Below are 23,466 nucleotides of genomic sequence, written 5' to 3'. Positions count from 1 at the left end.
CTCAGACCGGCTCGACCCAGGCGAACGGCACGCGGAGCACCGTCCGCCCGCAACGCAGGTGGTAGCAGGTCCGGCCGCGCTTGAGCACCACCCCGACGTGACCGCGGTAAGGGCCCTCGACCGTCACCCGGCCGCGCGCCCCGACGCCGAGCCGCAGCACCCCGCGACCTGCCCGGGCCCCGGCGAGCTCCGCCTCGTAGTTGGGGTGCATCCGCGCCGGACGGCCGCGGTGGGTCCAGGTGAAGACGTGGGCCAGGTCGAAGCCCGAGCAGCACGCCCCGCACGCCATCACCCGCTCGGGCCGGCGGTGCCGCCCGATCGTGTGCCCGGCCGGGCAGACCCCGAGCCAGTCGGGCGCGACCCGCGGTGCGTCCGCGGGCACGCAACGCGCCCCCGAGCAGCCGATGGCGCGCGCGGCGCGTCGCCACACCTCGTCGTGCCCGTGCCGCGGCCCCACGAGCGCGTGCGCGATCTCGTGGAGGATCGTGTCGCGGACCTCCGCCTCGTCGTGCAGCTGCGTCAGCGGCGCGCTCAGGCCCAGCACCCGATGCTGGAACCGGCACACGCCCGCCCGCCGCTTCGCGCCGTCGTACGCCACCTGCCAGCCGGTCAGTCCGTGCTCCTCGAGCAGGTGCTCGGCCAGGGCGAAGGCGTCGCGCAGGTCCATGGCGGGACGCTAACCGCCTGCACCGACACCACCTCAGCGGCGCGTCGGCCGGCGGGTCGCGAGGTCGATCACCACGGCGCGCGCGCCGTGCCGCCCGCTCGGCCGTGCCTGCGGCGTGGCGGTCAGGAGCCGTTCGCTGACACGGTTCGCGCGCACAGTCAGGGCGAAGAGCTCACCGCGCCCGCGGCTCCCGACCACCACACCACTCACCGTGTGGTCGAAGGTGAACCGGTCGAACCGCAGGTTCCGCGACCGCGCGGCGTCGGCACCGCGCTTGAGCAGGTGGCTGATGATCCACCGCAGCCAGGCCACCTCGTCACCGTTCCTCGTGACCTCGTCGAGCAGCAGGCAACAGCCCTCACGGCAGACGGTCCAGCAGCAGCCCGACGCCGGTCGCCCGAGCGCGCTGCCGACGTCGTCGGGGTCGAGCGGTGGTCGCAACGTGCGCAGGTACGTCGCCTCCGCCGCGTTGAGGGGCGGCGAGACGTCGAGGTGGCCGAGACAGTCGGGTTGGGGTCGCATGGTTCCTCCGGATGCGTGCTGCGCCCAGCCTCCCCGGGATCGGGCCCGGAATCACCGCCCCTCCGGAGATCTGTGGAGAACTCCCCGCCGGACCCTCCCGCACCCACCCCCTGTGGAGAACCGTTCGCGCCGACCCGGGTCGGCAGCGCAGGCTCCCTCCATGACAGACGACAACCTCTTCCGACCCGTCATCCGCACCCAGGCCGACCTCGAGCAGACCTGGCGCCGCCTCATGGAGCCGCTGGGCTTCGCGGGGCACAGCGTCTGGATGCTCCTCATCGGCCCCGACGACCGCCCGGTGCCCACCGTCACCGAGATCACCGAGGCGCTCGACCCGCCCGACGAGGAGTCGCTCGCCGGGTTCACTGCGCTCGTCGAGCACCTCGCCGAGGAGTTCCCGGGCACGCGGTTCGCGTTCCTGCGCACCCGACCCGGCCGTGACGGCGTCACCGCCGACGACCGCGCGTGGGCCGAGGGGCTCACCGCCGCCGCCCGCACCGCGGGCGTCGCGGTCGAGGTGGTGCACCGGGCGAACGACGTCGACCTCGTCCCGCTCCCCCTCGACGACCTGATCCCGGCGTCCGCCTGAGGGTCGGCCCGCGCGCGACCGTCCAAGGAAGTTCTCCACAGATTGGTCCTCGGCCCGTTGCGGGCAGCCCCGGGCGGGCAGGTTGGACCCGACACCACTCGGGAGGTGGAGCCGTGCGGCTGATGATCGACGGCGGCGGGTACGCCACCGCCGCGACCGCGTTCGCGGAGGCCAACGCCGTGGCCGCGATGCAGTACGACGGGGTGGTCGGGGCGCTCGGCAGGTACGCCGGCATGGCCGGCCACGACGCGGTCGCGGCCGACTTCGCCGCGGCGTACGACGGGGCGGCCTGGGAAGCGCTGGCCGGGTACGCCGACCTCGTCATCGCGCTCGCCACGCTCGGCCACCTCACCGAGGCCTCGCTGTCGCGGCACCACGCGGCCGAGCAGGCCTCGATCATCCCCGGCGCCGTCGTCTACGAGGGCGGCACCCTCGCGCCGGGCAGCTACGCCTCGGTGCTGCGCGCCACGCCGCCGACCTCACTCGGCGGCGACGCCACCTCGCTGGCACCGGCCCAGGAGTGGCTGCTCGACCAGCTCGAGGGCATCTTCTGGCCGTCGGCCGACACCGACGCCCTGCGCGCCGCGGCGAACACCTGGCGCCACGCCGGCGACGGGCTCGCCCGCCTCGCCGACTACGCCGACACAGCCACCCGCGGGCTCGAGGGGCAGCTCTCCCCCGAGATCCCCCTCGCCCTGGACGCCGTCGCCGACGTCGCGGCCGGCACCACCGACCTCGCCACCCAGTTTGCCGCCCTCGGCGACGCCTGCGACTCCTTCGCCGCCAACGTCGAGGCCCGCCGCGAGGAGCTCCTGGCGCTCCTCGCCGAGCTCATGGAGATCGCCGTCGAAGGCGCCCTGATCTCGATCGCTGCCGGGGTCATCACCGGCGGCACCGGCGCGGGCGCCGCCGGCTCCGCCACCGCCGCGAAGATCGCCGCCCGCTACCCCCGCTTCGCCGCCGTCATCGCCCTCTTCTGCTCCTTGACCTCCTCGGCCACCGCCGCCCTCCGCGCCGTCCGCGAGGCCCTGGCTTTGCGCCGCGCCCGCTTCGTCAAGTACCTCACCGCCCGCATCGCCCTCCGCGGCGAGCGGGGCGCCATCGACCTTTCGTCGTCGGCATGGCGTCGCATCCGTGCCTGGGACAGCGCGGGAAGTCACCTGATGGAAAGGCACATCGGCAAGACAGATGCACAACTCCTCGAACGGCTGAGCAAGAGGCCGGACTTGGACGCCGCGTCATCCTTCGACAGCGAACATCAGGCCGTCAGGGCAATCAACCAGGTGATCGGGATGAACCAGCCTCGGGTTCAGAAGTGGATGAGCGGCAATGGTTCGACCATAGAGTTGGAAGGCGACTGCGGGTTCGTGGCAGGTCGCATTGCTGCCCAGTCGGGCAGCATCAGCCCAGGCACATTCATTCGGGTCGTTCTTCGACGCGATGCTGGGTTCGCCGAGGGCTTCAGACCCCACACTGCCTACTTGTTGCGATAGGAGTCCTCATGCATACGCCGGCACTCGACCTCCTGCTCACGGGCTACTTCCACGAGGACTACGCCGAGGACTTCGGAGACGATCGGGCCACGGTCAAGGCGTTCATCGAGATGGAGCCCGACCTGGCGGCTCGGCTTGCGGAGGACATCGAGGCGGTCCTGGCCGAGCACGGCTCGGAAGCTGAGGTCGAGGCGTGGGTACTGGCACGCCGCAGTCCGTATCGACCGGGCATCCCGTGGGCCTCGTGGCTGGCCTCTGTCCGGCAGCAAGTCATCAACGAACCGATCGGTGGTGACGGGTGACGAGTCCGGGCGTCGGGCATCTGATGGGCGCCTACTTCCACCAGGACTACGCGCTCGACTGCGGCGACGATCTCGGGGCCGCCGACGCCTTCGTGGCTGACGAGCCGGAGATGAGCGAAAGTCTTGTCAGCGACATCGTCGAAACGCTCAAGATGTACCGCACGAGCGGTGAGATGAAGGAGTACCTCCTCCAGCAGGGCTGCGCGTACTACCCGTCGCGGTTCGACGGTGACTACGTGGCGTGGCTGGCGGCTCTTCGCGACCATGTCTTGCAGGCCGATCACCCGCACGGACCGCAGTGAACGGGCGGCCCGTCGAGACCCCGGCCCTCGACCTCGTCGTCGGCGCCTACCTCCACCAGGACTGGCCCGACGAGTGCACCGACGAGTGGGCAGCACTCGAAGCCTTCCTCACCCGCGAGCCGATGCGAGCACGCACGCTCTCCTCGGAGATCGATGGCCTGCTACGGGTGCGGCTCTCGGAGGCCGACCTGGAGGAGTTCCTCGGCGACCACGGGTGCGACTACTTCGCGGATCCCGCCAGCGGCGGTAATCGGGCATGGCTGACCGAGGTCAGTCGGCGGGCTCGGGCGGCCGCCACGGCGGCACAGCAGTAGAAGAGGATCCGGTGGTCCGGCTCGGCCCCGCCCCCTCACTACCGCTGAGGACGGCGGCTACCGGGACTGGCCGGCCGAGGGAGGACGACGCAGCCGGCGCGACGGGTCGACGAGCTGAGCAGCATCAGCGGATGACCGACAGGAGACGCAGCTCGGACTCGACCTGGGCCTGCTGGCGGCGGCGGAGCTCTGCCAGGCGGTAGCGCTTCTCGTCGGGGCTCAGGGCGTCCCAGCCACGACGCGAGGGGCGCACGCGGGTGGTCTGGTTCATGCAGACAGCGTGCCCCGCGGCGTACGGGGCTGTCGTCTGTATTTCTACTGATCTTCGCTACGGGGTTGGAGCCGCAGGGGATCATGGGCCGTGGCCTCCGAACGTCCAGACCACCCGGACCCGTCCGGGCGCGGGAGCCGTCGTGACCAGCGCCGGCGACGTCGCGAGCTCGAGCGCCTGATGGCCGAGCTCGACGACCTCGACCGCGACCACGGCCTGGGGGCGTTGCCGGCGGGGCAGCAGCCGCGCAGCCGGCGGCAGCGTCGCCCGTCCAGCGGTGTGCTCCCCGGGCTCCTGGTCACGGCACTGGTGCTGGGCGGGGTGGTGCTGGTGTCACCGAGCCACGAGATGCAGCGGCTGCGGGCGCTGTTCGGGTTCGGCGGCGAACGCCTCGGGCGGGTGCCCGACGTGCCGATGGGGGTCGGCCACTTCAAGTTCTCGATGACCCAGCCCGGCACCGACGACCCCGTCGGCTACGACCCGTGCCGCCCGATCCAGATCGTCGTCAACACCCAGGGCGCCCCCGACCACTGGGAGGAGCTCGTCGATACCGCGATCGAGCACACCGAGGGGGCGACCGGTCTCCGGTTCGACAACCTCGGGACGACGGAGGACCGCGACTTCACCCGCGGCAACGGCTTCGGCATCCGACGGCCGGTGCTCGTGGCCTGGGCCGACGAGGACGAGTTCGGCGAGCTCGCCGGCAACATCGCGGGGGTCGGCGGCAGCTCGGCCCTCAAGGTCTCGCCCGACCACCTCGAGTACGTCACCGGCATCGTCGTGCTCGACACCGACGTCTTCACCGACGACGGCGACATGGCCGAGCAGCAGGCGATCGTCGACCACGAGTTCGGCCACGTGGTCGGCCTCGACCACGTGCACGACCCGCGCGAGCTGATGAACGAGGACAACGTCGGCCTCACGACCTACGGCCCCGGCGACCGCGAGGGGCTGGCCCGGCTGGGCGCGATCGACTGCTGACGGCAGCAGGCGTGCGACGACGCGAGCAGCGACGCCGTCACGCGGCGTCGGCACGCGGGGTCATCGCGCGGCGGCACACCTCCCCTGCAGGCTCGGCCAGCACCTCGGCGAGGTGGGCCACGGCCTCGGCGTCCTCACCCCGGGCGCGCGCCGCGAGGGCCGGCCCCACGCCCGGCTCGAGGAGCGCCGCCGCCAGGCACGGCCAGAGGTCGACCTCGTCGTGGCCCGGTGGGGACGTGCGCCGCCGCTCCTCGGCCGCCTCGCCGAGCACGGTGTCGACGATCTCCTCCGGTGTCGGGAACGTCCACCAGGGTCGGCCGGCCCCGGGGAACAGGATCGTCACCCAGAGCTCCATCCGGACGTCGGTCACCACCGCTGTCTGGTGCCCGGACGTCACGACGGCGCACGAGCCCCTCTCGTCGCGCTCGGCGCGGAGCGCCTCGAACCAGGAGGCGGGCTCGGTCGCGACCCGCTGGGCGACCTGCTCCGGAACGACCAACGGGGCCGACTCGAACATCTGGCCGGCCCCCGCCGGCACCAGGCGCCCGATCACGTGCTCGCCCGGCAGGACCAGCAGGGAGCAGCCGGTGTTGGGCACCACGACCTCGGCCCCGGTGGCGACGTCGTCCCACACCACCGTCGCCGGGGTACGGCGCCGCAGCCGGTAGGCACCCATCGGCGCCCGGGCCCACTCCTCGACCCGGTCCGCGCGCTGCAGCAGCGCGGGCGAGGCCGACCCGCGCAGGAACGACCCGAGCGCCCCCGTCTCGAAGAGCAGCAGCTGGCGGAAGACCCAGTCGTGGTCGACCACCTTGGCCTCCGCGTCGGCGGCGTCGAGCCCGGGCAGCCGGTCGACGCCACCGCGCAGCTCGACCACGCGCGTGAGCGCACGACGCACGTCGCCGTGGCGCAACGACTGCGTGGCCTGGGCGAGGATCCACCGCGACACGACCCACCCCGGCACCGGGTCGAGCTCGCAGAGCTGCTGCAGGTAGGCGATCCGCCACGGTCGCCAGAACGGCCGACCGTCGGCCATCAACGGGCGCCTCGCCATGATGCGCAGCGCCTTCGCGGCGTCGCCGGCGGCCTCGACGGCGTCGGCCTCGAGGACGTCCACGACCTGCGGGAGGTCGGCGTGGCGGGCTCGCCCCGGTGGCCCGGCGGGCGACCCGGCAGGCGGCCCGGCAGGCGACCGGGCTGGTGACCGGCGCGGCGGCGTGGGCGGACGGGGGCGGCGACGCTTCCTCGACTTCGGCATGCGCGCCACTGTCGCCCGCGCGGCCCCGCGGCGCCACGGCCTCGACGGCGACCTGTGGACAACGGCGTCCCGGGAGGCCCCTGTGGACGTCCCGCGGGCTGTGGTGCCTACTCCACCATCGCGAGCTCCATGGTCACGTCGCCCTGGGTGAGGGTGAGCGTGGAGCCGTCGGTGGTGGCGTCCCACCCGTCGCTGAAGGCCTGGCGCAGCCAGTCGTCCTGGGCGGTCAGCTCGTCGGAGCAGGCCATCATCGTCGAGTGCGGCTCGCCGGTCCACGCGAGCGTTCCGCTGTCCACGGCGAAGGGCCCTCCCATGCCGTTGCAGCCCGCGCCCACCGACATCGTGTCGGCCTCGAAGGCGAGCTTGACCGTCGTGCCGGAGACCAGGTCGTGGCCGGTGACGCTCGTGGACTTGTAGGTCATCCCCTCGAGGTCCGCGGTGGTCGGCACCGTGCCGGTGCCGACGCTGTCGCTGGCGCTGCCGGCGCTGCTCGCACCGTCGTCAGAGGCCTCGTCACTGTCGTCGCCACACCCGGACACCGCCAGCGTGGCCGCGAGGGCCATGCCGACCGCGAGCACCCTCAGCATCTTCATCAGAACTCCACTTCGTCACGGATGATCGGACAGGTCATGCAGTGGCCCCCACCGCGTCCGCGCCCGAGCTCGGCGCCCACGATCGTGATCACCTCGACGCCGGCCTTGCGCAGCAGCGTGTTGGTGAGGGTGTTGCGGTCGTAGGTGAACACGACGCCCGGCTCGAGCGCGACCGCGTTGTTGCCGCTGTCCCACTGCTGGCGCTCGGACTGGTAGACGTCACCGCCGGTCTCGATCACGCGCAGCGAGTCGAGTCCGAGCGAACGCGCGACGACGTCGACGAACGGCGTGGAGCCCTCGTCGATCACCTCGAGGCCGGGCGCCTTGTCGGAGGGCACCAGCGTGAAGGTGTGCACCGCGTCCATGATCGTCGGGTAGAGCGTGACGATGTCGCGGTCGGCGAAGGTGAACACCGTGTCGAGGTGCATCGCGGCCCGCAGCCGCGGCATGCCCGCGACCACCACGCGCTCGGCCGCTCCCTTCGCGAACAGGGCGGACGCCACCTGGGTGATCGCCTGCCGCGAGGTGCGCTCGCTCATGCCCATCAGCACCACACCGTTGCCGACCGGCATGATGTCGCCGCCCTCGAACGACGCCTGGCCCCACTCCTGCTCGGGGTCGCCCCACCAGACCGTGGATCCGACGTACTCCGGGTGGTGCTGGTAGATCGCCTTGTAGATCAGCGTCTCGTCCTTGCGCGCCGGCCAGTAGAGCGGGTTCATGGTCAGCCCGCCGTAGAGCCAGCACGTGGTGTCGCGGGTGTAGAGGGTGTTGGGCAGCGGCGGCAGCAGGTACTCGCGCGCGCCGGTCGACTCGCGGGCCAGCGCGAGGTAGGGGACGCGGTAGTCCTCGGGGAGGTCCTGGGTGGCGAGGCCGCCGATCAGGTACTCCGCGAGCCGGCGGCTGTCGAGGGTCTCGAGGTAGGCGCGGGTGGTGTCGACGAGGCCGGGGCCGACCCGGTTGGGCACGATCTTGCGGTCGAGCAACCAGTCGCGGGCACCCGGCAGGTCCAGGGTGTCGGCCAGCAGGTCGTGCAGCTCGACCACCTCGACGCCGCGCTGGGTGAGCTTGTTGACGAAGTCGGCGTGGTCGCGCTGGGCGTTCTCGACCCACATCACGTCGTCGAAGAGCAGCTCGTCGCTGTTGGTCGGCGTGAGCCGCAGGTGGGCCAGCCCCGGACGGCAGACCAGCACCTTGCGGAGCCGTCCGACCTCGGAGTGCACGCCGTAGGTGGCGGAGACGTCGTTCATCGCGGTCCTCTCTGCGGTCCAGTGGTCACAGGGCGATCCTGCCGGTCCAGAGGCCCACGCCGCCGATGACGGCACCGATCGCGATCAGGACGAAGAGTCCGATCTCGGCGGGCGTGAAGATCTGCCGGTCGTGCTCGCTGCGTGCCTTGACGTACAGCATGGTGGCGGGCGCGAGGATCAGCGTCGCCAGCAGCACGAACTTCATGCCGGCGGCGTCGAACAGGAAGAGGGTGTACGCCGTGGCGGCGCCCGCCACGACCGTCTCCTTGCGCCGCACCGAGCGCGGGACGTCCTCGTAGGTCTCGCCGACCAGCCCCAGCTTGAGGGCGTACGCCGCGGCGAGCAGGTAGGGCAGCAGCGACAAGCTGGTCGCGAGGTCGAGCAGGAAGTCGAGCGCGTCGGTGACGAAGAGCGTCAGCGCGAGCAGGGCCTGCACGCCGAGCGAGGTGACGACCAGCGCGGTGATCGGGGTGCCGGCGTCGTTCTCGCGGCCGAGGAACTCGGGGAAGTCGTCGGCGCGCGCCGGGATGAACATCACCTCGGCAGCCATCAGCGTCCACGCGAGGTAGGCGCCGAGCACCGAGACGATCACGGCGATGCTGATGAACCACTCGCCCCAGTCGCCCACGACCGACTCGAAGACCCCGACCATCGAGGGCTGCCGCGTCGCGGCCAGGTCGGGCTGCGGCACCACGGAGTAGCTCGACAGCGTCACCAGCGCGAAGATCGAGAGCACGCTCAGGAAGCCCAGCACCGTGGCCCGCCCGACGTCCTCGCGCCGCTTGGCGTAGCGGGAGTAGACGCTGGCGCCCTCGATGCCGATGAAGACGAACGTCGTGATCAGCATGGTGTTGCGGACCTGCTCGTCGAGGCTGCCGAGGTCGCCGTACCCGGTGGCCAACCAGTTGTCGGCGAAGACGTCGGCGTCGAAGTTCGCGAAGAGCACGACGATGAAGACCAGGATCGGCAGGATCTTGCAGACGGTGACGATCCGGTTGATCACCGCGGCGTCGCGGACGCCCCGGGCGATCAGGTAGTGGAAGAACCACACGCCGGCCGTGCCGAGCGCGACGGCCAGCACGGTGTCGCCGTCCCCGAAGCCGTCGAAGAACGTGCCGAGCGTGGCGCCGATGAACACCCAGTAGAAGGTGTTGCCCGCCACCGAGCTCGCCCAGAAGCCGAACGCGGAGTTGAAGCCGGCGTAGTCGCCGAAGCCCGCCTTGGCGTAGATGAAGACTCCGGAGTCGAGGTCGGGCTTGCGGATCGCGAGGTTCTGGAAGACGAAGGCCAGCATCAGCATGCCGGTGCCGGCGACCGCCCAGGCGATCAGCGAGCCGAGGATCCCGGTCGCCACGCCGAAGCGCGCCGGCAGCGAGAACACCCCCGCGCCGACCATGCCGCCGACGACCATCGCGGTGAGCGTGGGCACGCTCATCCGCGCGACGGCGCCCTCCGCCTCCCGAGGCGCGGTGGTGGTCATCGGGACATCCGAGCACCGGCCCGAGCGCGCCCACATCGTCCGCCACGGACGAGGACAGCCCCAACGCGGGGGATGCGGTACGGCGCGCCGCCGGGTTAGGCAGGAGTCCGACACACCGCTGACATGGAGGGACCGGCATGGTCAGACTCAGAGCACTCACCATCACCGCCGCCGGAGCCGGGCTCGCGCTCGCTGCGGCGACCCTGGCGACACCGGCCGTCGCCGGCACACCTGCCGGTGACACACCGCACCCCGTCATCGACCTCAACGGGCCGCGCGGCGTCGACGCGCTGGGCCACGGCAAGACGCTCGTCACCGAGAGCGACGGCAGCTTCAGCCTCGTCGTCGAGCACGCCGACGGGACCGCCCACAAGTACACCCTCGGCACCCTCGGCGGCGACTTCGCCCCGGCGATCTCGGCCGGGCCGAACCGGACCGTGTACCTGCTCACCGGCGGCGGCCCGCCGCCCGAGGAGGCAGCGTCGGGGAAGACGATGGCCCTGCGCAGCGAGCGGGTCGACGTCACCCCGGCCGACGCCGCGACGCTGTTCAAGTGGCGCCCCGGGTGGGACCACCCGGTCGCGGTCGCCGACATCGCGGCGTACCAGGCCACCGACCCCGACCCCTACGACCTCGAGGGCTTCCCGGAGGACAGCAACCCCTTCGGCGTCCAGGCGCTGTGGGACGGCACGGTGCTGGTCGCCGACGCGGCCGGCAACGACCTGCTGCGGGTGTGGCCCAGCAGCGGGCACATCGAGACGGTCGCCCGGCTCAAGCCGCGCGTGGTCGAGGTGCCCGAGGGCCTGCCCGAGCTGCCGCCCGAGCAGGGTGGTCCGCTGCCGCCCGCCGGCACGCCGATCCCCTCGGAGGCGGTCGCCACGTCGGTGAGCGTCGGCAGCGACGGTTACTGGTACGTCGGTGAACTGCGTGGCTTCCCGGCGACGCCCGGCACGTCGCAGATCTGGAAGATCAAGCCCGGCACCGTCGACGCGACCTGCGACCCCGAGCACCCGTGGCGAGGCGCGTGCAAGCGGTTCAAGGACGGGCTGACGTCGATCATCGACCTGGCCCGTGCCGACGACGGCGTGTACGCCCTGGAGCTGTCGAAGATGAGCTGGTTCCAGCTCGAGCTCGGCGTGCCGGGCGCTGAGATCGGCGGCCTCTTCCAGGTGAAGAAGCGCGGCGTGCCGTGGCCGCGGATGGTCGAGCTCGCGAAGGACCAGCTGCCGATCCCGGGTGGCGTCGACGCGACGTGGGACGGCGACGTCTACGTGACCGCACCGCTGTTCGGTCCGGGCGCGCTCTGGAAGCTGGGCTGACCGGAGCAGCCTGACCGGCACACCCGGCCCGGCGCCCTTCACCAGGAGGGCGCCGGGCCTGGGTAATTCCACCCACGGGTGACCTTCTCCCGTTGCGTCTCCTGCCCGACGCGGAGGGGGTGCCTGCGTTCCTAGCGTGAGCGGACCGCACACCGGACCGCACCACGGAGGAACGCCATGCACCACGACAGCGACCACGTCGAGACCGTCATCGTCGGAGCCGGGCAGGCCGGCCTCGCCACGGCGTACCACCTCACCCGGCGCGGCCGGGACTGCGTCGTCCTCGACCGCCACCAGCGCATCGGCGACGGCTGGCGCCAGCAGTGGGACACGCTGAAGCTCTACTCACCCGCGAAGTACGACGCGCTGCCCGGCATGCCGTTCCCCGCGCCGGCCACGTCCTACCCGGGCAAGGACGACGTCGCCGACTACCTCGAGGCCTACGCCCACCGCTTCGACCTGCCCGTGCGCCTCGGCGTCGGCGTCGACCGGGTCGCGGCCGCCGACGACGGCGACGGGTACGTCGTCACCACGTCGACCGGGCCGCTCCGGTGCGACAACGTGGTGATCGCGACCGGCACCTTCGGCCGCACGCCGCACGTGCCCGCGGGCGCCGACCAGCTCGACCCGTCGATCCTGCAGCTGCACTCGAGCGAGTACCGCCGCCCGGGCCAGCTCGGTGACGGGCCGGTGCTCGTGGTGGGCGCCTCGCACTCGGGCACCGACATCGCCCACGAGCTCGCGGAGACCCGGCCGACCACGCTGGTCGGCCGCGACTGCGGCGAGATCCCGCCGCGGCTCAACGCGCGCACGGCGCGCTTCGTGTTCCCCGCCCTGGTCTTCGCCTGGACACACGTGCTCACCCGCCGCACACCCGTCGGCCGCAAGGAGATGGCGAGCATCCGGGCGCACGGCGGACCGATGCTGCGGGTCAAGCGCGCCGACCTCGCCGAGCGCGGGGTGGTGCGCCACGAGGCGCGCTTCGCCGGCGGGCGCGACGGACTGCCGGTGCTCGACGACGGCACGGTCGTCGACTGCACGTCGGTCGTGTGGGCCACCGGCTTCCGGCAGGCGTTCGGCTGGGTCGACCTCCCGGTCTTCGGCGACGACGGCTGGCCGCGCGAGTACCGCGGCGTCGTCGACGGCGCGCCAGGCCTGTTCTTCTGCGGGCTGTCGTTCCAGTGGGCGTTCACCTCGATGCTGATCCACGGCGCCGGCCGCGACGCGGCGTACGTCGTCGACCGGATCGTGGCCCGCGCGAAGCAGCGGCCTGCAGCCGTGCCGGCGTGACGCGGGTAGCCTCCCGGCAGGAGGTTCCCGCGATGGGGGTGCTCGACGACCTGGCCCAGGCCCGTGCCGAGTTCGAGCACGGCGACTGGGCCGCCGCGCTCGGCTCGTGGTCGGGCGTGGACGTCGAGCAGATGGACGTCGTCGACCTGTGCGGCGCGGCCGAGTCGGCGTACCTCGTCGGGCGGCGCGACCAGGCGGTCGAGCACTACCAGCGGGCGTTCCGGCTCTGCCGGGAGAGCGGCGACGCGGGTGCGGCGCTGCTGTGCGCCTTCCACCTCGCGATGATCTTCGGCACGACGGGCGAGCCGTCGCTCGCGGCCGGCTGGACGACGAGGGCCGAACACTGCCTGGAGGAGCTCGGCCCGGAGCCTGCGCAGGCCGGCTACGTCTGCTTCCTGCAGATGTACGTCGCGCTGGGCGCCGGGGAGTGGGAGGCCGCCGCCGCGCTCGCCGATGCGACGGCCGACGAGGGGCGCCGCCACGGCGACCCCGACCTGCTCGCGCTCGGGCTGTGCGCCAGCGGGCGGATCCGCATCTACTCCGGCCGGGCGGCCGAGGGACTCGCCCGGCTCGACGAGGCGATGGCGGCGGTCGCGGCCGGCGAGGTGTCGCCGGAGGTCTTCGGCAACGTCTACTGCATCGCGATCGAGGGGTGCCAGGAGGTCGTCGAGTACGGCCGCGTGGCGGAGTGGACCTCGGCGCTGCACCGCTGGTGCGCCTCGCAGCCCGGGCTGGTCGCCTTCACCGGGCAGAGCTCGCTGCACCGCGGACAGGTGATGCGGCAGCGCGGGGCGTGGGCGGAGGCGCTCGACGAGTTCGCGCGGGCGGCCGACCGCTACCGGCTGGTCGGCTCGCTCGACGCGATCGGCCAGACCGAGGGCGAGCGCGGCGACGTCTTTCGCCTGCAGGGCGACCTCGCGGCCGCCGAGGCGTCGTACCAGCGGGCCGGCGAGCACGGCTTCGACCCCCAGCCCGGGCTGGCGCTGCTCTGGCTCGCGCAGGGGTCGCGCGAAGCAGCGGCAGCCGCCGTACGCCGCCTGGTCGCCGAGACGCAGGACCCCATCGGCAAGTGCCGGGTGCTGCCGGCCGCCACGCACGTGCTGCTCGAGGTGGGCGCGATCGATGACGCCCGGCCCGTCGTCGCCGACCTCGGCCGGGTCGCCGCCGGCGTCGGCTCACCTGGGCTGCTGGCCTCGGCCGCGCAGGCGGCCGGCGCCCTGGAGCTGGCGGCGGGCGACGCCGCCGGCGCGCTCCCCTACCTGCGCAGGGCGCGCCAGCTGTGGGCGCGGGTCGAGTGCCCCTACGAGGTCGCCCGCGTGCGCACCCTGGTCGGCCGGGCGCTCACCGCGCTCGGCGACGACGGCTCGGCGCGCACCGAGCTGACCGCCGCGCTGGCCACCTTCCGCGACCTCGGCGCCCGCCCCGACGCCGACGCGGTCGCCCGGCTGCTCGAACCCGCCGCCCTCCCCGGCGGCCTCACCGCCCGCGAGGTCGAGGTGCTGCGGCTCGTGGCCTCGGGGCGCAGCAACGCCCAGATCGCCGGCGAGCTCGTGCTCAGCGAGAAGACCGTCGCCCGCCACCTCTCGAACATCTTCGGCAAGCTCGACGTCGACTCCCGGACCGCCGCGGCGGCGTACGCCTACGAGCACGGGCTGGTCTGAGCCCTCAGCCGAACGCCGGCGGACCCCCCGCCATCGCGCGGTACACGGCGTCGGCGTCGGAGACGAAGTTGGGCACGAGGTCGTCGGTGTCGTAGTAGCGGTGGAAGACCGGTGTCTGTGAGCCGGAGAGCGGCGGCACGATCCAGCTCCAGTCGGCCGGGCAACGGCGGCCCGACCGCTCCTCCTTGGCCAGGTGGGTGAGGAACCGCTGCGACTCCGTGTGGTGGTCGGTGATCGTCACGCCGTCGCGCGCGAACGAGTGGAGCACCGCGCGGTTGATCTCGACCAGCGCCTGGTCGCGCCACAGCGTCGCCTCGCTCGAGGTGTCGAGGCCCATCCGCGCCGCGACGGTCGGCACGAGGTCGTAGCGGTCGGAGTCGGCGAGGTTGCGGGCGCCGATCTCGGTGCCCATGTACCAGCCGTTGAACGGCGCCGCCGGGTACGAGACGCCGCCGATCAGCAGCCGCATGTTGCTGATCACCGGCAGGGCGTGCCAGCGCAGGCCGAGGTGGGCGAACCACGGCAGGTCGGGGTGCTCGAGCTCGACCTCGCGCACCGCCGCCGGCGGCAGCGGGAACATCCGTACCCCCTCCTCCGCGGTCTCCACGACGAGCGGCAGCACGTCGAAGGCGCCGCGCGGCTCGGGCGGTCGCCAGCCGCGCCGCACCAGCTCGCTGGTGAGGTGACGGTTGCGGGGGTCGCCGAGGACGGTCCCGTCGGCGCGCTCGTACCCGGCGTACCGGATCAGCTGCTCGCTCCAGATCCGTGGAGCGGGCCGGTACGGCGTGTCCGGGGCGAAGACGGTGATCACCGGCCGGATCCGGCCGCCGTTGTCGGCGGCCAGCAGGTGCTCGACGCACTCCGCGGCCACGCCGGCCGCGTCGGAGACCGTGCGCCGGTCGCGCACCTGGAGGCTGTGCCAGTACAGGCGGCCGATGCAGCGCGCGTTGTTGCGCCAGGCGACCCGCGCGCCGAAGGCCAGCTCCTCGGGGGTGTGCCAGTAGCTGCCGGTCGCGTCGATCTCTCGCCTCACCGCCGCGATCCGCGGTGCCGGCGGGCCGGCCTGCGGGTTCTCGGCGTGGAAGAGCTCGAGGAACTCCTCGGCCGCCGCCCGGTCGACCTCGGGCACCCGGGGAGGCGCTGCCTCGGGTGCTCCGCCGGTCCGGGCCGGAGGCCCCGGGACGCCCACGGCCCGGACCGACGTCGTACGACGCGCCAGGCGGGCGCGGGGTGCAGCGAGGCGGTGGATCCCGATCCCCATCGCCAGCAGCACGACCACCACGGTCAGCGCGACCAGCACCGGCAGCGGCTGGCTCGCGGCGAGCGCGACCGCCACCGCGACGAACCCGGCCACGACGCCGGGGCGGCGTGCGCGGAGGGCCCGCGCGGGCGCGGAGGTCCGCCCCGCGTCTGCGGGAGCGGTGTGGTCGAGGGTGCGCACGGGTCAGGAGGAGCCGAGGGAACCCGGGAGGTGCCCGTTGCGGCGGTCGACCTGCCAGCCGTCCAGCTTGCCGAAGAGCGGGTCGTCCTCGCGCGCCGCGCGGGCGGTGTGCTCCTCGTCGGAGAGCCGCGCGTCGCCGAGCCGGTCGACCTCGCTGGCGAAGGACGCCATCACCGACTCCATCTGCGCCTGGGCGCTGCGCGCGTAGGAGCGCACCTGCTCGCCGGCCGCGCTCATCGCCTCCTCGACGATCTTGCGCTCGTGGGCGCGGGCCTGGCCGATCCGCTCGCGGGCATCGCGGCTGACGTCCTCGACCATCTGCTCGGCGACGAGCTGGGCCTGGCTGAAGAGCTGGACGACCTGGTCGTTGACGCGCTCGCCGACGTCCTGGTGCTCGTCGAGCTCGGTCCGCAGGCGCCGCACCTCCGCCTGCAGGCGCTCGTTCTCGGCCCGGAGCTCGCCGAGCTCGTGCTCGGTGGCCCGCACCTGGTCGGCCACCAGGTCGAGGTAGTCGTAGACCTCGTCCGCGTCGAGCCCGCGCAGCCGGCGGAAGAACGTCTGGTCGCGGATGTCCTCGGGCCGCTGGTGGTGGGTGGCGTGGCGGTGGTCGGTGGTCGTCATCGCATGTCTCCTGACCTGGTCAGTGCCGCCGGGCCGGTGTGCTCGTCGGCCGCGGCGTAGTAGAAGTGCTCGTACTTGATGTCCTCGGGGCGCATGCCGGCAGCGGTGAGCTGCTCCAGCGTGTGCGCGACCATCTGCGGGCCGCCGCACACCATCGCCGTACGCCCGTAGAGCGCCTGGCGGGCGGCGACCGAGCCGACCCGCCCGCGTGTGCCCGGGTAGGACGGGTCGTCGGAGACGACCTCGGTGTAGTCGAACCACGGCCGGGTCGCCGCCAGCTCGCGCAGGTGCGGCCGGTCGTAGAGGTGCCACGGCATCCGGACGCCGTGCAGCAGGTGGACCCGCGGGGCGGTGCCGGTGCGCTGCCACTCCTGGTCGATCTGCTCGACGACGGCGCGCAGCGGCGCGAGGCCGGTGCCGCCGGCGACCATGAGCAGGTCGCCCCGGTCGCCGGTACGCCGCGTCAGCCGCTCGCCGACCGGTGCGCCGAGCCGCACGGTGTCACCGACCGCGAGCTTGCGCACCACCGACGTGCTGACCTGGCCGCCGTCGATCTGCTGGACGTGCAGGTCGAGCGAGCCGTCCGCGCGCGGTGCGTTGGCCGGGCTGAAGTACCGCCACTGCCGCGGGCGCTGCGGGATCTCCATCGAGACCGACTGGCCGGGCCGGAACTCGTAGCGCTGCCGCGGTCGCACCGTCAGCAGGGTGAGGTCCATGGTGCGCCGCTCGACCGCGACCACGTCGGCGTCCCAGGCGTCGGGGGTGGTCTCGGAGGAGTTCTCCGCCGACTCGACCATGATCCGGGCGATGACCTGGTAGGCCGCCGCCCACGCCGCCGCGAGCTCCTCGTCCCACTCGTCGCCGAGGAAGTGCTGGAGCGTCGCGACCAGCGAGGCGCCGACCGCGTCGTAGTGCGCGGCCACCACGGCGTACTTGCGGTGGTCGCGGCCGAGATGGCGCAGGAAGTCGGCGTCACCCTCGATCTGGTGGGCGTGGCTCACGATCCGGCCGAGCGCGCTCACGAACTTGTCGCGCTGCCCCGCCATCGAGAGCGGGAACATGGGGCGCACCTGGGGGTGGGAGACGAAGATGTGCGAGTAGAAGTACAGCGCGACCTCGTCGCCGTACCTCGTCACCTTGTCCCAGCTGCGCTGCAGAGCCTGTGCATCCATGTCGGCTACCCGTCGTACGAGGTCGACCCCTCGGACGGCGCAGGCGGCGCGCCCGGCGGGCGCGCGAGGATCCGGCGGTCGGCAGACATGACCGACGTGTGGTGCGTAGACAAGGGTTCCCTCCCGATACTCCCCCGTCTTGCTCCCGGCGGGCTGTCTACCCGGGGCGGTCCGGGTTGAAACCACTGGTCCAGAACAATTCTTCCGCTAGCCTGCTCCCACGGTCGAGCACGAGGGGGCAGTGGTGGACCACGACGCGAACGAGGCCAACGAGACCCTGCGGGTCTGCTTCTACGGCGGGCTCGCGCTCGGCGTGACCGGGATCGGCTTCCTCGCCGTCGCCTGGCCGTCCGACGGCGACGGCGGCTCCCTGCTCTGGCTGGTCGCGATCGCGCTGGCGTTCATCGGCACGATGATGGCCCTCGTCGCCGTCGTGGGCTGGGGCGTCAGCCTCGGCGTGCGCGCCTCGGGGCGCTTCACACCACCGGTCAGCGCTCCACCCCCGGCCACCACCGACCCCGTCCGGCCCCGGCGCCCCGCCTCCGAGATCGAGCCCCTCGGCCCCCCGCTCTGACCCGTCGGTCGAGCCGGTCGGGACCACGGCACTGTCGGTGGTCGCTCCTAGCGTGACGTCATGACCACGGGGCGGATGACCTTGCGACAGCTTACGCGCGACTTCGCGGTGACCGAGCCCTTGCCGACCTGGGCCGAGACGACCGCGGCGTTCGTCTCCGATCCGGTCGAGCTGTACGTCGTCGACGAGCTGCGTCGCGCGCTGGCCCGGGACGGCGACTTCCGCGAGCCGGTGGTGCTCGACCTCGAGCAGCGCGAGATCCGCCACGGCCGCCACCGCGTCGTGGCCGCCCTGCTCACCGGCCTGCCCGACATCGCGTGGGAGCCCGCGACGGCCTCAGGTCAGTAGACGGTGCCCTGGGTCGCGGCGGCGCAGCCCATGCAGTAGCCGCGCTCGTGGGTCAGCTCCGGCGGCGTCAGTCCGCGGCAGCAGCGGCACCAGGCGAAGGACCGCCGGCGCTGCCGCACGATCCGGTCGACCTCCTTCCTGGCCTGCTCGACGCCGTCGACGCCGAGCCGCACGGCACGCCGAGGTCCACCCCGTCGTGGCCCGGCCGCAGCATCACCAGCGCGAGCTCGTCGTCCCCCGGCAGTGTCACCACCTGCATCGCTCTTCCCCCGTGTCCCCGAAGCTGTGCTGCCACCAGTCTTGCCCGACCGGCAGGAGCCACACCCGCAGCGCGCGCCGGGAAGCGGGTCCGACGCCTCAGGCGGGCACGAAGACGCTGGCGTACTCCTCCTCGAGGTAACCCTCGTCGAGCTCGACGACGACGTCCACGCCACCCGAGCCCGTGCGCACCAGCCGGCCGGGCGCGGCGGGGTCGAGTCGCCAGGCGCCGGGCCGGACCGTGCCGCTGTAGGGCGACACCAGCGACGCGGCCGTGGCGAGGTCCCACCAACGGGGGTAGTCGACCTCGGCCGCCACGTCCCTGACGAGCGGCGCGGAGAGCTGCGGAGGCGTGCCGTCGGGGACGGCGTCCTCCGGCACGAGGGTCAGGGGCACGCCCGCCGCCGAGAGCACGGCGTCGAACGACGCGGGGTCGGCCGCGGCGTTCCACTCGGCGACACCGTCGACGACAGGTCCGTCGAGCGAGCCGCCCATCGCGCGGATGCCGGCGAGGTGCTGGAAGGCCCGGGGCGAGGTGCCGGCCAGGTCGGCGAGGTTGGTCAGCGGGCCGAGCGCGACCACGACCAGCCCGGGGTGCCGGGTCGCGAGCCGGCCGATCAGCTCGGGCGCCGCCACGCTCGACGGCTCGAGGGTCGAGCCGGCCCGCGGGATGCCCGAGCCCCGCGCCGCGGTCTCCCGCCACCCCACCGGCATCGACAGCGCACCCGGGCCGGCCTCCTCCCGGCCGCAGGCGACCGGGACCGGCTCCTGGTCGAGCGCGGTCAGCAGGTCGGCCACGACGTCGACGCCCGGGTCGCAGCCGACCAGCCCGGTGCCGGCGATCGTGATCGCCTCCACCCGCACCTCGGGGTGGCGCAGCAGGAGGGCCAGCGCGGCGAGGTCGTCGCCGCCGAGGTCGGTGTCGACGACGACGGGCACGGGGTCGCTCACCGCACCGGCGTCGGCCAGCTCGTACGACGTCTCGCCGTCGTCGTCGCTCGGCCCGCTCCAGGCGCCCAGCGCGAGCACCGGGACGAGCAGGGCGGCCGGAAGGGCGAGCGCGGCGGACCTGTTCACGGCGTCACCGTCATCTGCAGGCCGACCGCGAGCGCAGCCAGCGTCAGCCCACCGGCCACGAGCCACCGGCGCCACGGCCCGGGCAGCACGACCGCGGCGAGCAGCGCGGTCAGCGCGACCAGGTAGAGGTCGTGCGACGCCGCCAGCGACGGGGAGACGACGAGGCGGGCCCAGTAGTCCTGGTAGTCCCCCGGCTGCGCGAGCAGCCAGTCGTACGGGAAGGTCGTGGGGTCGGTGTCGGGCGGGCCGACCTCGACGTACACCGGCTGCACCTGGAGCGGCGTCAGCCAGCGCAGCACCGCACCGTTGAAGAGCCAGTAGGTGCTGATCAGGAACCAGTAGACGAAGAGGCCGATCGCGGCGACCAGCGGCTGCCGCACCACGTGGACGGCCGCGGCCCCCAGGGCGACCGCGAACGCCGCGAGCAGCACCGGCTGCAGCAGCTCAGGAGCCGAGAAGTGGGCGTGGGCGGTCGCACCGGGCTCGTCACCGAGAGCCAGGCCGTCCGTCACACGGAGCCACGTCGCCGCCCCGACGACGACGGCGGCCGTGAGGGCCACGAGGGTGAGACCGCCCAGCAGTCGGGCCAGGTTGCGGCGGGACGCCCCCAGCGGGGCGTCGTCGGCCACCGGAACCCGCTCGCGGGCGAACGCGCCGACAGCGGCCACCGAGATCCCGAGCATCAGGGGCGCGATGGACACGGGCAGGCCTTCGTAGCGGCCGCTGGCCCAGCTGCCGTCGAGGTTGGCGGCGTACAGGATCGACAGGAGGAGGCCGAGCCACGGCGCGGGGTTGCGCAGCATCCGGCGCCCCTCGACCAGGGCGAGCTGGACGGTGGCGGCACCGGTCGAGCCGGGCCGCACCGGGGTGATCAGGGAGGTGGTCATCGATCTCTCGCAGTCATCAGAGCGGCGGTCGCCGCGGCGGTCACGGTCCAGGGGTGGGCCTGCCAGGCGAGCAGCACGTCGCCGGCCAGGCCGTCGGTGTCGCCGACCACGCGGGCCGCGGCGACCCAGAGGAGTGGTGCGGCGACGCCGGCCGCGACGCCACGGCCGGCGGGCGCCCAGGCGCACACCGCGACGCCGGTGGCGACCAGCGCAGCGGCCGGGCCGAGCGGCCACCCGAGCCCGGGCACGAGGTCGTGCCCCGGCCAGAGGTACGCCACCCACACCACGGCCGCCACGGGCAGCAGCAGCGCGAGGCGGCGGGCCCGGCGCACGGCGGCCGAGGTCGGTACGGCGGCGAGCAGGTTCTCGGCCGGGTCGCGCAGGCCCGTCACCACGGCCGCGGCGAGCACGCCCGCCATGACGCCCAGCAGGCCGCCCGGCCAGCGTCCGTCGTACGCCGCGCCGGCGCCGAGCGCGGCCACCGCCAGGCCCACGACCGCGAGCGCACCCCACGAGGTGGCGCGGGCAGTCGGGGCCAGCCAGGCGTTCACCGGCCCGGCTGGCGCCGGGCCAGCAGCAGGTAGCCGTCGTCGAGCGTCGGGTCGACGACCGCGGCGCCCGCGGGCGGGTCGCCGAGGTGCCGGAAGGTGCCGGTGGCGGTGAGCCAGCTGCGGATCGCGCGGGGATCCTGCTGGTCGTCCTCCCAGACGCGTTCCGCGGCCAGGCCGGCCAGGTCGGCCGGCGACCCGGAGAAGTGGACGGCGCCGTGGAACACGACGTACACCCGCTGGCAGAGCGCCGCGACCTCGGAGATGTTGTGGGTCGACATGACCACGGTGCGCGAGGCCGACAGCAGCGAGCGCAGCTGGAGGCGCTGCTCGGGGTCGAGCCCGGTGGCGGGCTCGTCGAGCACGAGCAGCTCGGGGCTGCCGAGCATCGCGGCGGCGAGCGCTACCCGCTGCTTCATGCCCCCGGAGAGGGTGCGGATCTTGCGGTGCATGACGTCCTCGAGCCCGACCGCCTCGAGCACCCTCCGGGTCTCGTCGCGTCGCCACGTCGGGTCGGTGTGCTCCTTGAGGATCGCGACGTAGTCGACGAGGTCGAACGGCGTGAAGCCCGGGTAGAGGCCGGGGTTCTGCGGCAGGTAGCCCAGCCGGCGGCGGATCTCGACCCGCTCGTCGGCGCGCGCGGGGTCGAGGCCGAGCACGCGCAGGTCGCCGGCGTCGGGCGCCAGCACCGTGGCGAGCATCCGCAGCAGCGTGGTCTTGCCGGCGCCGTTGGGGCCGAGCAGGCCGATCACGCCCTGCGCCTCGGTGAGCGAGACGCCGTCGACGGCGCGGGTGCGGCCGAACGTCTTCACCACGCCCTCGACGTGCAGGGCGGTGGTCGTGGTGGTGGCGATCATGAGGTCCTCCGGTAGGCGACGGCGTCGCGGCGGGCGACGGTGAGCAGCAGGGCGGCAGCGGCGACCGCGAGCGCGACCACCTGGGCGGTGGGCGAGGCGAGCACGTCGGCGAGGAGCTCGGGGCGCAGGCTGCGACGCACGGTCACGACCACGCCGACGACGAGCGCCCAGCTCGCCGCGAGCCCGGCGGCCACCCACACCGGGTCGACCCGGGTGGTGCCGGCGAGCAGCACCAGCGCCGCCATCGCCACCCCGGGCAGGCACCAGCCGAGCGCGAGCGCGAGCGGCACGTCCTGGACCAGGCGGTCGACCACGAGCAGCACGCCGAGCGCGAGCGGCAGGGCGACCGCGCCCACCACGAGCGCGCGGGCCGCGACCAGGCGCAGTCCGGCGCTCGGGGTGGCCCCGCTGATCTCCCCCGCGGGATCAGCGACCTGCCGGTAGGAGACGACCACCGCGGCCATCGGCGCGAGCGGGGCCAGCACGAGGAGGGTCACCAGCCCGGCCGAGCCGGCCGCCAGCGCGGTGGCCAGCGGGACCACGCCGACCAGCAGCACGGCCACCGCGGCGGCCCGCACCATCAGCGGCGTCGCCGCCACCGAGCGGGCCCATCCGCGACCGCCGGCCAGACGGCGTACGACGGACGGCGAGGGGCGGTCGACGGCGTCGGTGAGCCGGGCCCAGGCCACCGCCGTCTCGTCGTCGCGCGTGCCCAGGGCGACCTGCTCCCGGCAGCGGGCGCAGTGGAGGAGGTGGGCCTCCAGGGAGACGGCGACGGCCCGGGGTGCCCGGCCCGCCAGGTAGGCGGCCACGTGGGCCTCGTCGGCGTGCCACTCGGTCGTGCTCACAGCAGTGCCTCCCTCAGCTCGAGCCGGGCCCGGCTCATCCGGCTCTTGACGGTGCCGCTCGGGATCCCGAGCAGCGCCGCGGCCTCACGCGTGGTCAGTCCGTCGAGCACCGTGGCCTGGACGACCGCGAGCAGCTCGGGCGAGAGCCGCTGCAGCGCGTCGCCCACGTCGCCGTGCTCGACGGCGAGCAGCACGGCCTCCTCGGCCGACGGCTCGGGCTCCTGGCGGAGCCGCACCAGCCGCTCGACCACCGGCTTCCGCGGGCGGAGGCGGTGGAGCAGGGTGCGGATGGCGATCCCCCAGAGCCACGCCGCGACCTCGCCGTCGCCCTTGTACGACCTGGGCTTCTGCCAGACGACCAGGAACGTGTCGTTGACGACCTCGGCCACGACCTCGGGGTCGCTGCACCGCTGCCGCACGCGTGCGGCCAGCCAGGGCTGGTGCCGGGCGAAGAGCGTGTGCAGGGCGCCACGGTCGCCGGCCGCGATCTCCCGGAGGAGGTCGCGGTCGGCGCGGGGGTCCTGGTCGACGGTCACAATCTCT

At 73.6% G+C, this 23,466-nt stretch carries 28 protein-coding genes; 11 read left to right on the top strand and 17 right to left on the bottom strand.

What is annotated here, in order from left to right:
• Position 1: 1 nt before the first annotated feature.
• Complete coding sequence (locus ACFPGP_RS14570; RefSeq protein ID WP_378591340.1) at positions 2-667, bottom strand: SprT-like domain-containing protein; 666 nt, start codon at positions 665-667, stop codon at positions 2-4.
• 33 nt (positions 668-700) lie between these two features.
• Positions 701-1,189 (bottom strand): hypothetical protein, encoded by a 489-nt coding sequence (locus tag ACFPGP_RS14565; protein WP_378591338.1) that lies wholly within the window; start codon positions 1,187-1,189, stop codon positions 701-703.
• Between the two features lie 160 nt (positions 1,190-1,349).
• On the opposite strand from ACFPGP_RS14565, the gene ACFPGP_RS14560 reads away from it, so the two are divergent.
• The 5 genes from ACFPGP_RS14560 to ACFPGP_RS14540 all read left to right on the top strand — a co-directional run bounded on the left by ACFPGP_RS14560 (position 1,350) and on the right by ACFPGP_RS14540 (position 4,189).
• The gene (locus ACFPGP_RS14560; RefSeq protein WP_378591336.1) at positions 1,350-1,778 is read left to right on the top strand and encodes a hypothetical protein; all 429 of its coding nucleotides are present in this window, start codon (positions 1,350-1,352) and stop codon (positions 1,776-1,778) included.
• A 122-nt stretch (positions 1,779-1,900) separates the two neighbouring features.
• Complete coding sequence (locus ACFPGP_RS14555; protein ID WP_378591527.1) at positions 1,901-3,271, top strand: RNase A-like domain-containing protein; 1,371 nt, start codon at positions 1,901-1,903, stop codon at positions 3,269-3,271.
• 8 nt (positions 3,272-3,279) lie between these two features.
• On the top strand, positions 3,280-3,573 hold the full coding sequence (locus ACFPGP_RS14550) for a contact-dependent growth inhibition system immunity protein (RefSeq protein ID WP_378591334.1): 294 nt from the start codon (positions 3,280-3,282) through the stop codon (positions 3,571-3,573).
• A complete protein-coding gene (locus ACFPGP_RS14545; RefSeq protein ID WP_378591332.1) occupies positions 3,570-3,875 on the top strand; it encodes a contact-dependent growth inhibition system immunity protein in 306 nt (101 codons plus the stop codon). Before ACFPGP_RS14550 ends, ACFPGP_RS14545 begins: the two co-directional genes overlap by 4 nt.
• Positions 3,872-4,189 (top strand): contact-dependent growth inhibition system immunity protein, encoded by a 318-nt coding sequence (locus ACFPGP_RS14540; RefSeq protein ID WP_378591330.1) that lies wholly within the window; start codon positions 3,872-3,874, stop codon positions 4,187-4,189. Before ACFPGP_RS14545 ends, ACFPGP_RS14540 begins: the two co-directional genes overlap by 4 nt.
• Positions 4,190-4,313: 124 nt before the next feature.
• Here ACFPGP_RS14540 and ACFPGP_RS14535 read toward each other — a convergent pair whose 3' ends face one another.
• Positions 4,314-4,460 carry a hypothetical protein gene (locus ACFPGP_RS14535; RefSeq protein WP_378591328.1) on the bottom strand — a complete coding sequence of 49 codons (147 nt, stop codon included), beginning with the start codon at positions 4,458-4,460 and terminating at the stop codon, positions 4,314-4,316.
• 90 nt (positions 4,461-4,550) lie between these two features.
• Between ACFPGP_RS14535 and ACFPGP_RS14530 the strand changes: the two genes are divergently transcribed.
• Positions 4,551-5,441, top strand: coding sequence for a M10 family metallopeptidase domain-containing protein (locus ACFPGP_RS14530; RefSeq protein WP_378591327.1), 891 nt, complete (start codon positions 4,551-4,553; stop codon positions 5,439-5,441).
• A 37-nt stretch (positions 5,442-5,478) separates the two neighbouring features.
• On the opposite strand, the gene ACFPGP_RS14525 is transcribed toward ACFPGP_RS14530, so the two are convergent.
• From ACFPGP_RS14525 to ACFPGP_RS14510, 4 genes are all read right to left on the bottom strand, one after another.
• The gene (locus tag ACFPGP_RS14525; RefSeq protein WP_378591325.1) at positions 5,479-6,558 is read right to left on the bottom strand and encodes a hypothetical protein; all 1,080 of its coding nucleotides are present in this window, start codon (positions 6,556-6,558) and stop codon (positions 5,479-5,481) included.
• A 248-nt stretch (positions 6,559-6,806) separates the two neighbouring features.
• Positions 6,807-7,292 carry an META domain-containing protein gene (locus tag ACFPGP_RS14520; RefSeq protein WP_378591323.1) on the bottom strand — a complete coding sequence of 162 codons (486 nt, stop codon included), beginning with the start codon at positions 7,290-7,292 and terminating at the stop codon, positions 6,807-6,809.
• Positions 7,292-8,542, bottom strand: a complete 1,251-nt coding sequence (locus ACFPGP_RS14515; protein WP_378591321.1) for an arginine deiminase — start codon at positions 8,540-8,542, stop codon at positions 7,292-7,294. Before ACFPGP_RS14515 ends, ACFPGP_RS14520 begins: the two co-directional genes overlap by 1 nt.
• 25 nt (positions 8,543-8,567) lie before the next feature.
• On the bottom strand, positions 8,568-10,022 hold the full coding sequence (locus ACFPGP_RS14510; protein WP_378591319.1) for a basic amino acid/polyamine antiporter: 1,455 nt from the start codon (positions 10,020-10,022) through the stop codon (positions 8,568-8,570).
• 137 nt (positions 10,023-10,159) lie between these two features.
• On the opposite strand from ACFPGP_RS14510, the gene ACFPGP_RS14505 reads away from it, so the two are divergent.
• The 3 genes from ACFPGP_RS14505 (at position 10,160) to ACFPGP_RS14495 (ending at position 14,292) form a co-directional block, all read left to right on the top strand.
• Positions 10,160-11,341 (top strand): ScyD/ScyE family protein, encoded by a 1,182-nt coding sequence (locus tag ACFPGP_RS14505; protein WP_378591317.1) that lies wholly within the window; start codon positions 10,160-10,162, stop codon positions 11,339-11,341.
• A 177-nt stretch (positions 11,342-11,518) separates the two neighbouring features.
• On the top strand, positions 11,519-12,631 hold the full coding sequence (locus tag ACFPGP_RS14500; protein WP_378591315.1) for a flavin-containing monooxygenase: 1,113 nt from the start codon (positions 11,519-11,521) through the stop codon (positions 12,629-12,631).
• A 32-nt stretch (positions 12,632-12,663) separates the two neighbouring features.
• Complete coding sequence (locus ACFPGP_RS14495; protein WP_378591313.1) at positions 12,664-14,292, top strand: LuxR C-terminal-related transcriptional regulator; 1,629 nt, start codon at positions 12,664-12,666, stop codon at positions 14,290-14,292.
• Between the two features lie 4 nt (positions 14,293-14,296).
• Here ACFPGP_RS14495 and ACFPGP_RS14490 read toward each other — a convergent pair whose 3' ends face one another.
• From ACFPGP_RS14490 to ACFPGP_RS14480, 3 genes are read right to left on the bottom strand one after another with little or no spacing between them, the layout of a single operon-like run.
• Positions 14,297-15,733 carry a nitric oxide synthase oxygenase gene (locus tag ACFPGP_RS14490; protein WP_378591311.1) on the bottom strand — a complete coding sequence of 479 codons (1,437 nt, stop codon included), beginning with the start codon at positions 15,731-15,733 and terminating at the stop codon, positions 14,297-14,299.
• 3 nt (positions 15,734-15,736) lie between these two features.
• Positions 15,737-16,354 carry a DivIVA domain-containing protein gene (locus tag ACFPGP_RS14485; protein WP_378591310.1) on the bottom strand — a complete coding sequence of 206 codons (618 nt, stop codon included), beginning with the start codon at positions 16,352-16,354 and terminating at the stop codon, positions 15,737-15,739.
• Entirely contained in the window at positions 16,351-17,526 is a 1,176-nt protein-coding gene (locus ACFPGP_RS14480; RefSeq protein ID WP_378591308.1) for a globin domain-containing protein, read from the bottom strand. Before ACFPGP_RS14480 ends, ACFPGP_RS14485 begins: the two co-directional genes overlap by 4 nt.
• Positions 17,527-17,770: 244 nt before the next feature.
• Here ACFPGP_RS14480 and ACFPGP_RS14475 point away from each other — a divergent pair, with 244 nt between their 5' ends.
• Together ACFPGP_RS14475 and ACFPGP_RS14470 are read left to right on the top strand one after the other, a co-directional pair.
• Complete coding sequence (locus ACFPGP_RS14475; RefSeq protein ID WP_378591306.1) at positions 17,771-18,100, top strand: hypothetical protein; 330 nt, start codon at positions 17,771-17,773, stop codon at positions 18,098-18,100.
• A 60-nt stretch (positions 18,101-18,160) separates the two neighbouring features.
• Positions 18,161-18,448, top strand: coding sequence for a hypothetical protein (locus tag ACFPGP_RS14470; protein WP_378591305.1), 288 nt, complete (start codon positions 18,161-18,163; stop codon positions 18,446-18,448).
• On the opposite strand, the gene ACFPGP_RS14465 is transcribed toward ACFPGP_RS14470, so the two are convergent.
• From ACFPGP_RS14465 to ACFPGP_RS14435, 7 genes are all read right to left on the bottom strand, one after another.
• Complete coding sequence (locus ACFPGP_RS14465; RefSeq protein WP_378591303.1) at positions 18,442-18,621, bottom strand: hypothetical protein; 180 nt, start codon at positions 18,619-18,621, stop codon at positions 18,442-18,444. The two genes, ACFPGP_RS14470 and ACFPGP_RS14465, sit on opposite strands and share 7 nt — an antisense overlap.
• A 184-nt stretch (positions 18,622-18,805) precedes the next feature.
• Entirely contained in the window at positions 18,806-19,783 is a 978-nt protein-coding gene (locus tag ACFPGP_RS14460; RefSeq protein ID WP_378591301.1) for a nucleoside hydrolase, read from the bottom strand.
• Entirely contained in the window at positions 19,780-20,670 is an 891-nt protein-coding gene (locus tag ACFPGP_RS14455; RefSeq protein WP_378591300.1) for a hypothetical protein, read from the bottom strand. The genes ACFPGP_RS14460 and ACFPGP_RS14455 overlap by 4 nt, the downstream gene beginning before the upstream one ends.
• Entirely contained in the window at positions 20,667-21,221 is a 555-nt protein-coding gene (locus ACFPGP_RS14450; protein ID WP_378591298.1) for a hypothetical protein, read from the bottom strand. Before ACFPGP_RS14450 ends, ACFPGP_RS14455 begins: the two co-directional genes overlap by 4 nt.
• Positions 21,218-22,075, bottom strand: coding sequence for an ABC transporter ATP-binding protein (locus tag ACFPGP_RS14445; RefSeq protein ID WP_378591296.1), 858 nt, complete (start codon positions 22,073-22,075; stop codon positions 21,218-21,220). The genes ACFPGP_RS14450 and ACFPGP_RS14445 overlap by 4 nt, the downstream gene beginning before the upstream one ends.
• Complete coding sequence (locus ACFPGP_RS14440) at positions 22,072-22,923, bottom strand: zf-HC2 domain-containing protein (RefSeq protein WP_378591294.1); 852 nt, start codon at positions 22,921-22,923, stop codon at positions 22,072-22,074. The genes ACFPGP_RS14445 and ACFPGP_RS14440 overlap by 4 nt, the downstream gene beginning before the upstream one ends.
• Positions 22,920-23,459 carry an RNA polymerase sigma factor gene (locus ACFPGP_RS14435; protein ID WP_378591292.1) on the bottom strand — a complete coding sequence of 180 codons (540 nt, stop codon included), beginning with the start codon at positions 23,457-23,459 and terminating at the stop codon, positions 22,920-22,922. The genes ACFPGP_RS14440 and ACFPGP_RS14435 overlap by 4 nt, the downstream gene beginning before the upstream one ends.
• Positions 23,460-23,466: the final 7 nt, after the last annotated feature.

Source organism: Nocardioides taihuensis (assembly GCF_042657275.1).
In the GTDB taxonomy this organism is placed as follows: domain Bacteria; phylum Actinomycetota; class Actinomycetes; order Propionibacteriales; family Nocardioidaceae; genus Nocardioides; species Nocardioides taihuensis.
This window is presented reverse-complemented; position numbering and strand designations above follow the sequence as displayed.

Bases quoted from the DNA above. Each gene is read 5' to 3' on its own strand.
- ACFPGP_RS14535 (WP_378591328.1), bottom strand. From the start codon at position 4,460: ATGAACCAGACCACCCGCGTGCGCCCCTCGCGTCGTGGCTGGGACGCC.
- ACFPGP_RS14455 (WP_378591300.1), bottom strand. From the start codon at position 20,670: ATGACCACCTCCCTGATCACCCCGGTGCGGCCCGGCTCGACCGGTGCC.
- ACFPGP_RS14480 (WP_378591308.1), bottom strand. From the start codon at position 17,526: ATGGATGCACAGGCTCTGCAGCGCAGCTGGGACAAGGTGACGAGGTAC.
- ACFPGP_RS14485 (WP_378591310.1), bottom strand. From the start codon at position 16,354: ATGACGACCACCGACCACCGCCACGCCACCCACCACCAGCGGCCCGAG.
- ACFPGP_RS14560 (WP_378591336.1), top strand. From the start codon at position 1,350: ATGACAGACGACAACCTCTTCCGACCCGTCATCCGCACCCAGGCCGAC.
- ACFPGP_RS14470 (WP_378591305.1), top strand. From the start codon at position 18,161: ATGACCACGGGGCGGATGACCTTGCGACAGCTTACGCGCGACTTCGCG.
- ACFPGP_RS14515 (WP_378591321.1), bottom strand. From the start codon at position 8,542: ATGAACGACGTCTCCGCCACCTACGGCGTGCACTCCGAGGTCGGACGG.
- ACFPGP_RS14500 (WP_378591315.1), top strand. From the start codon at position 11,519: ATGCACCACGACAGCGACCACGTCGAGACCGTCATCGTCGGAGCCGGG.
- ACFPGP_RS14445 (WP_378591296.1), bottom strand. From the start codon at position 22,075: ATGATCGCCACCACCACGACCACCGCCCTGCACGTCGAGGGCGTGGTG.
- ACFPGP_RS14505 (WP_378591317.1), top strand. From the start codon at position 10,160: ATGGTCAGACTCAGAGCACTCACCATCACCGCCGCCGGAGCCGGGCTC.
- ACFPGP_RS14570 (WP_378591340.1), bottom strand. From the start codon at position 667: ATGGACCTGCGCGACGCCTTCGCCCTGGCCGAGCACCTGCTCGAGGAG.
- ACFPGP_RS14555 (WP_378591527.1), top strand. From the start codon at position 1,901: ATGATCGACGGCGGCGGGTACGCCACCGCCGCGACCGCGTTCGCGGAG.
- ACFPGP_RS14565 (WP_378591338.1), bottom strand. From the start codon at position 1,189: ATGCGACCCCAACCCGACTGTCTCGGCCACCTCGACGTCTCGCCGCCC.
- ACFPGP_RS14510 (WP_378591319.1), bottom strand. From the start codon at position 10,022: ATGACCACCACCGCGCCTCGGGAGGCGGAGGGCGCCGTCGCGCGGATG.
- ACFPGP_RS14550 (WP_378591334.1), top strand. From the start codon at position 3,280: ATGCATACGCCGGCACTCGACCTCCTGCTCACGGGCTACTTCCACGAG.
- ACFPGP_RS14495 (WP_378591313.1), top strand. From the start codon at position 12,664: ATGGGGGTGCTCGACGACCTGGCCCAGGCCCGTGCCGAGTTCGAGCAC.
- ACFPGP_RS14520 (WP_378591323.1), bottom strand. From the start codon at position 7,292: ATGAAGATGCTGAGGGTGCTCGCGGTCGGCATGGCCCTCGCGGCCACG.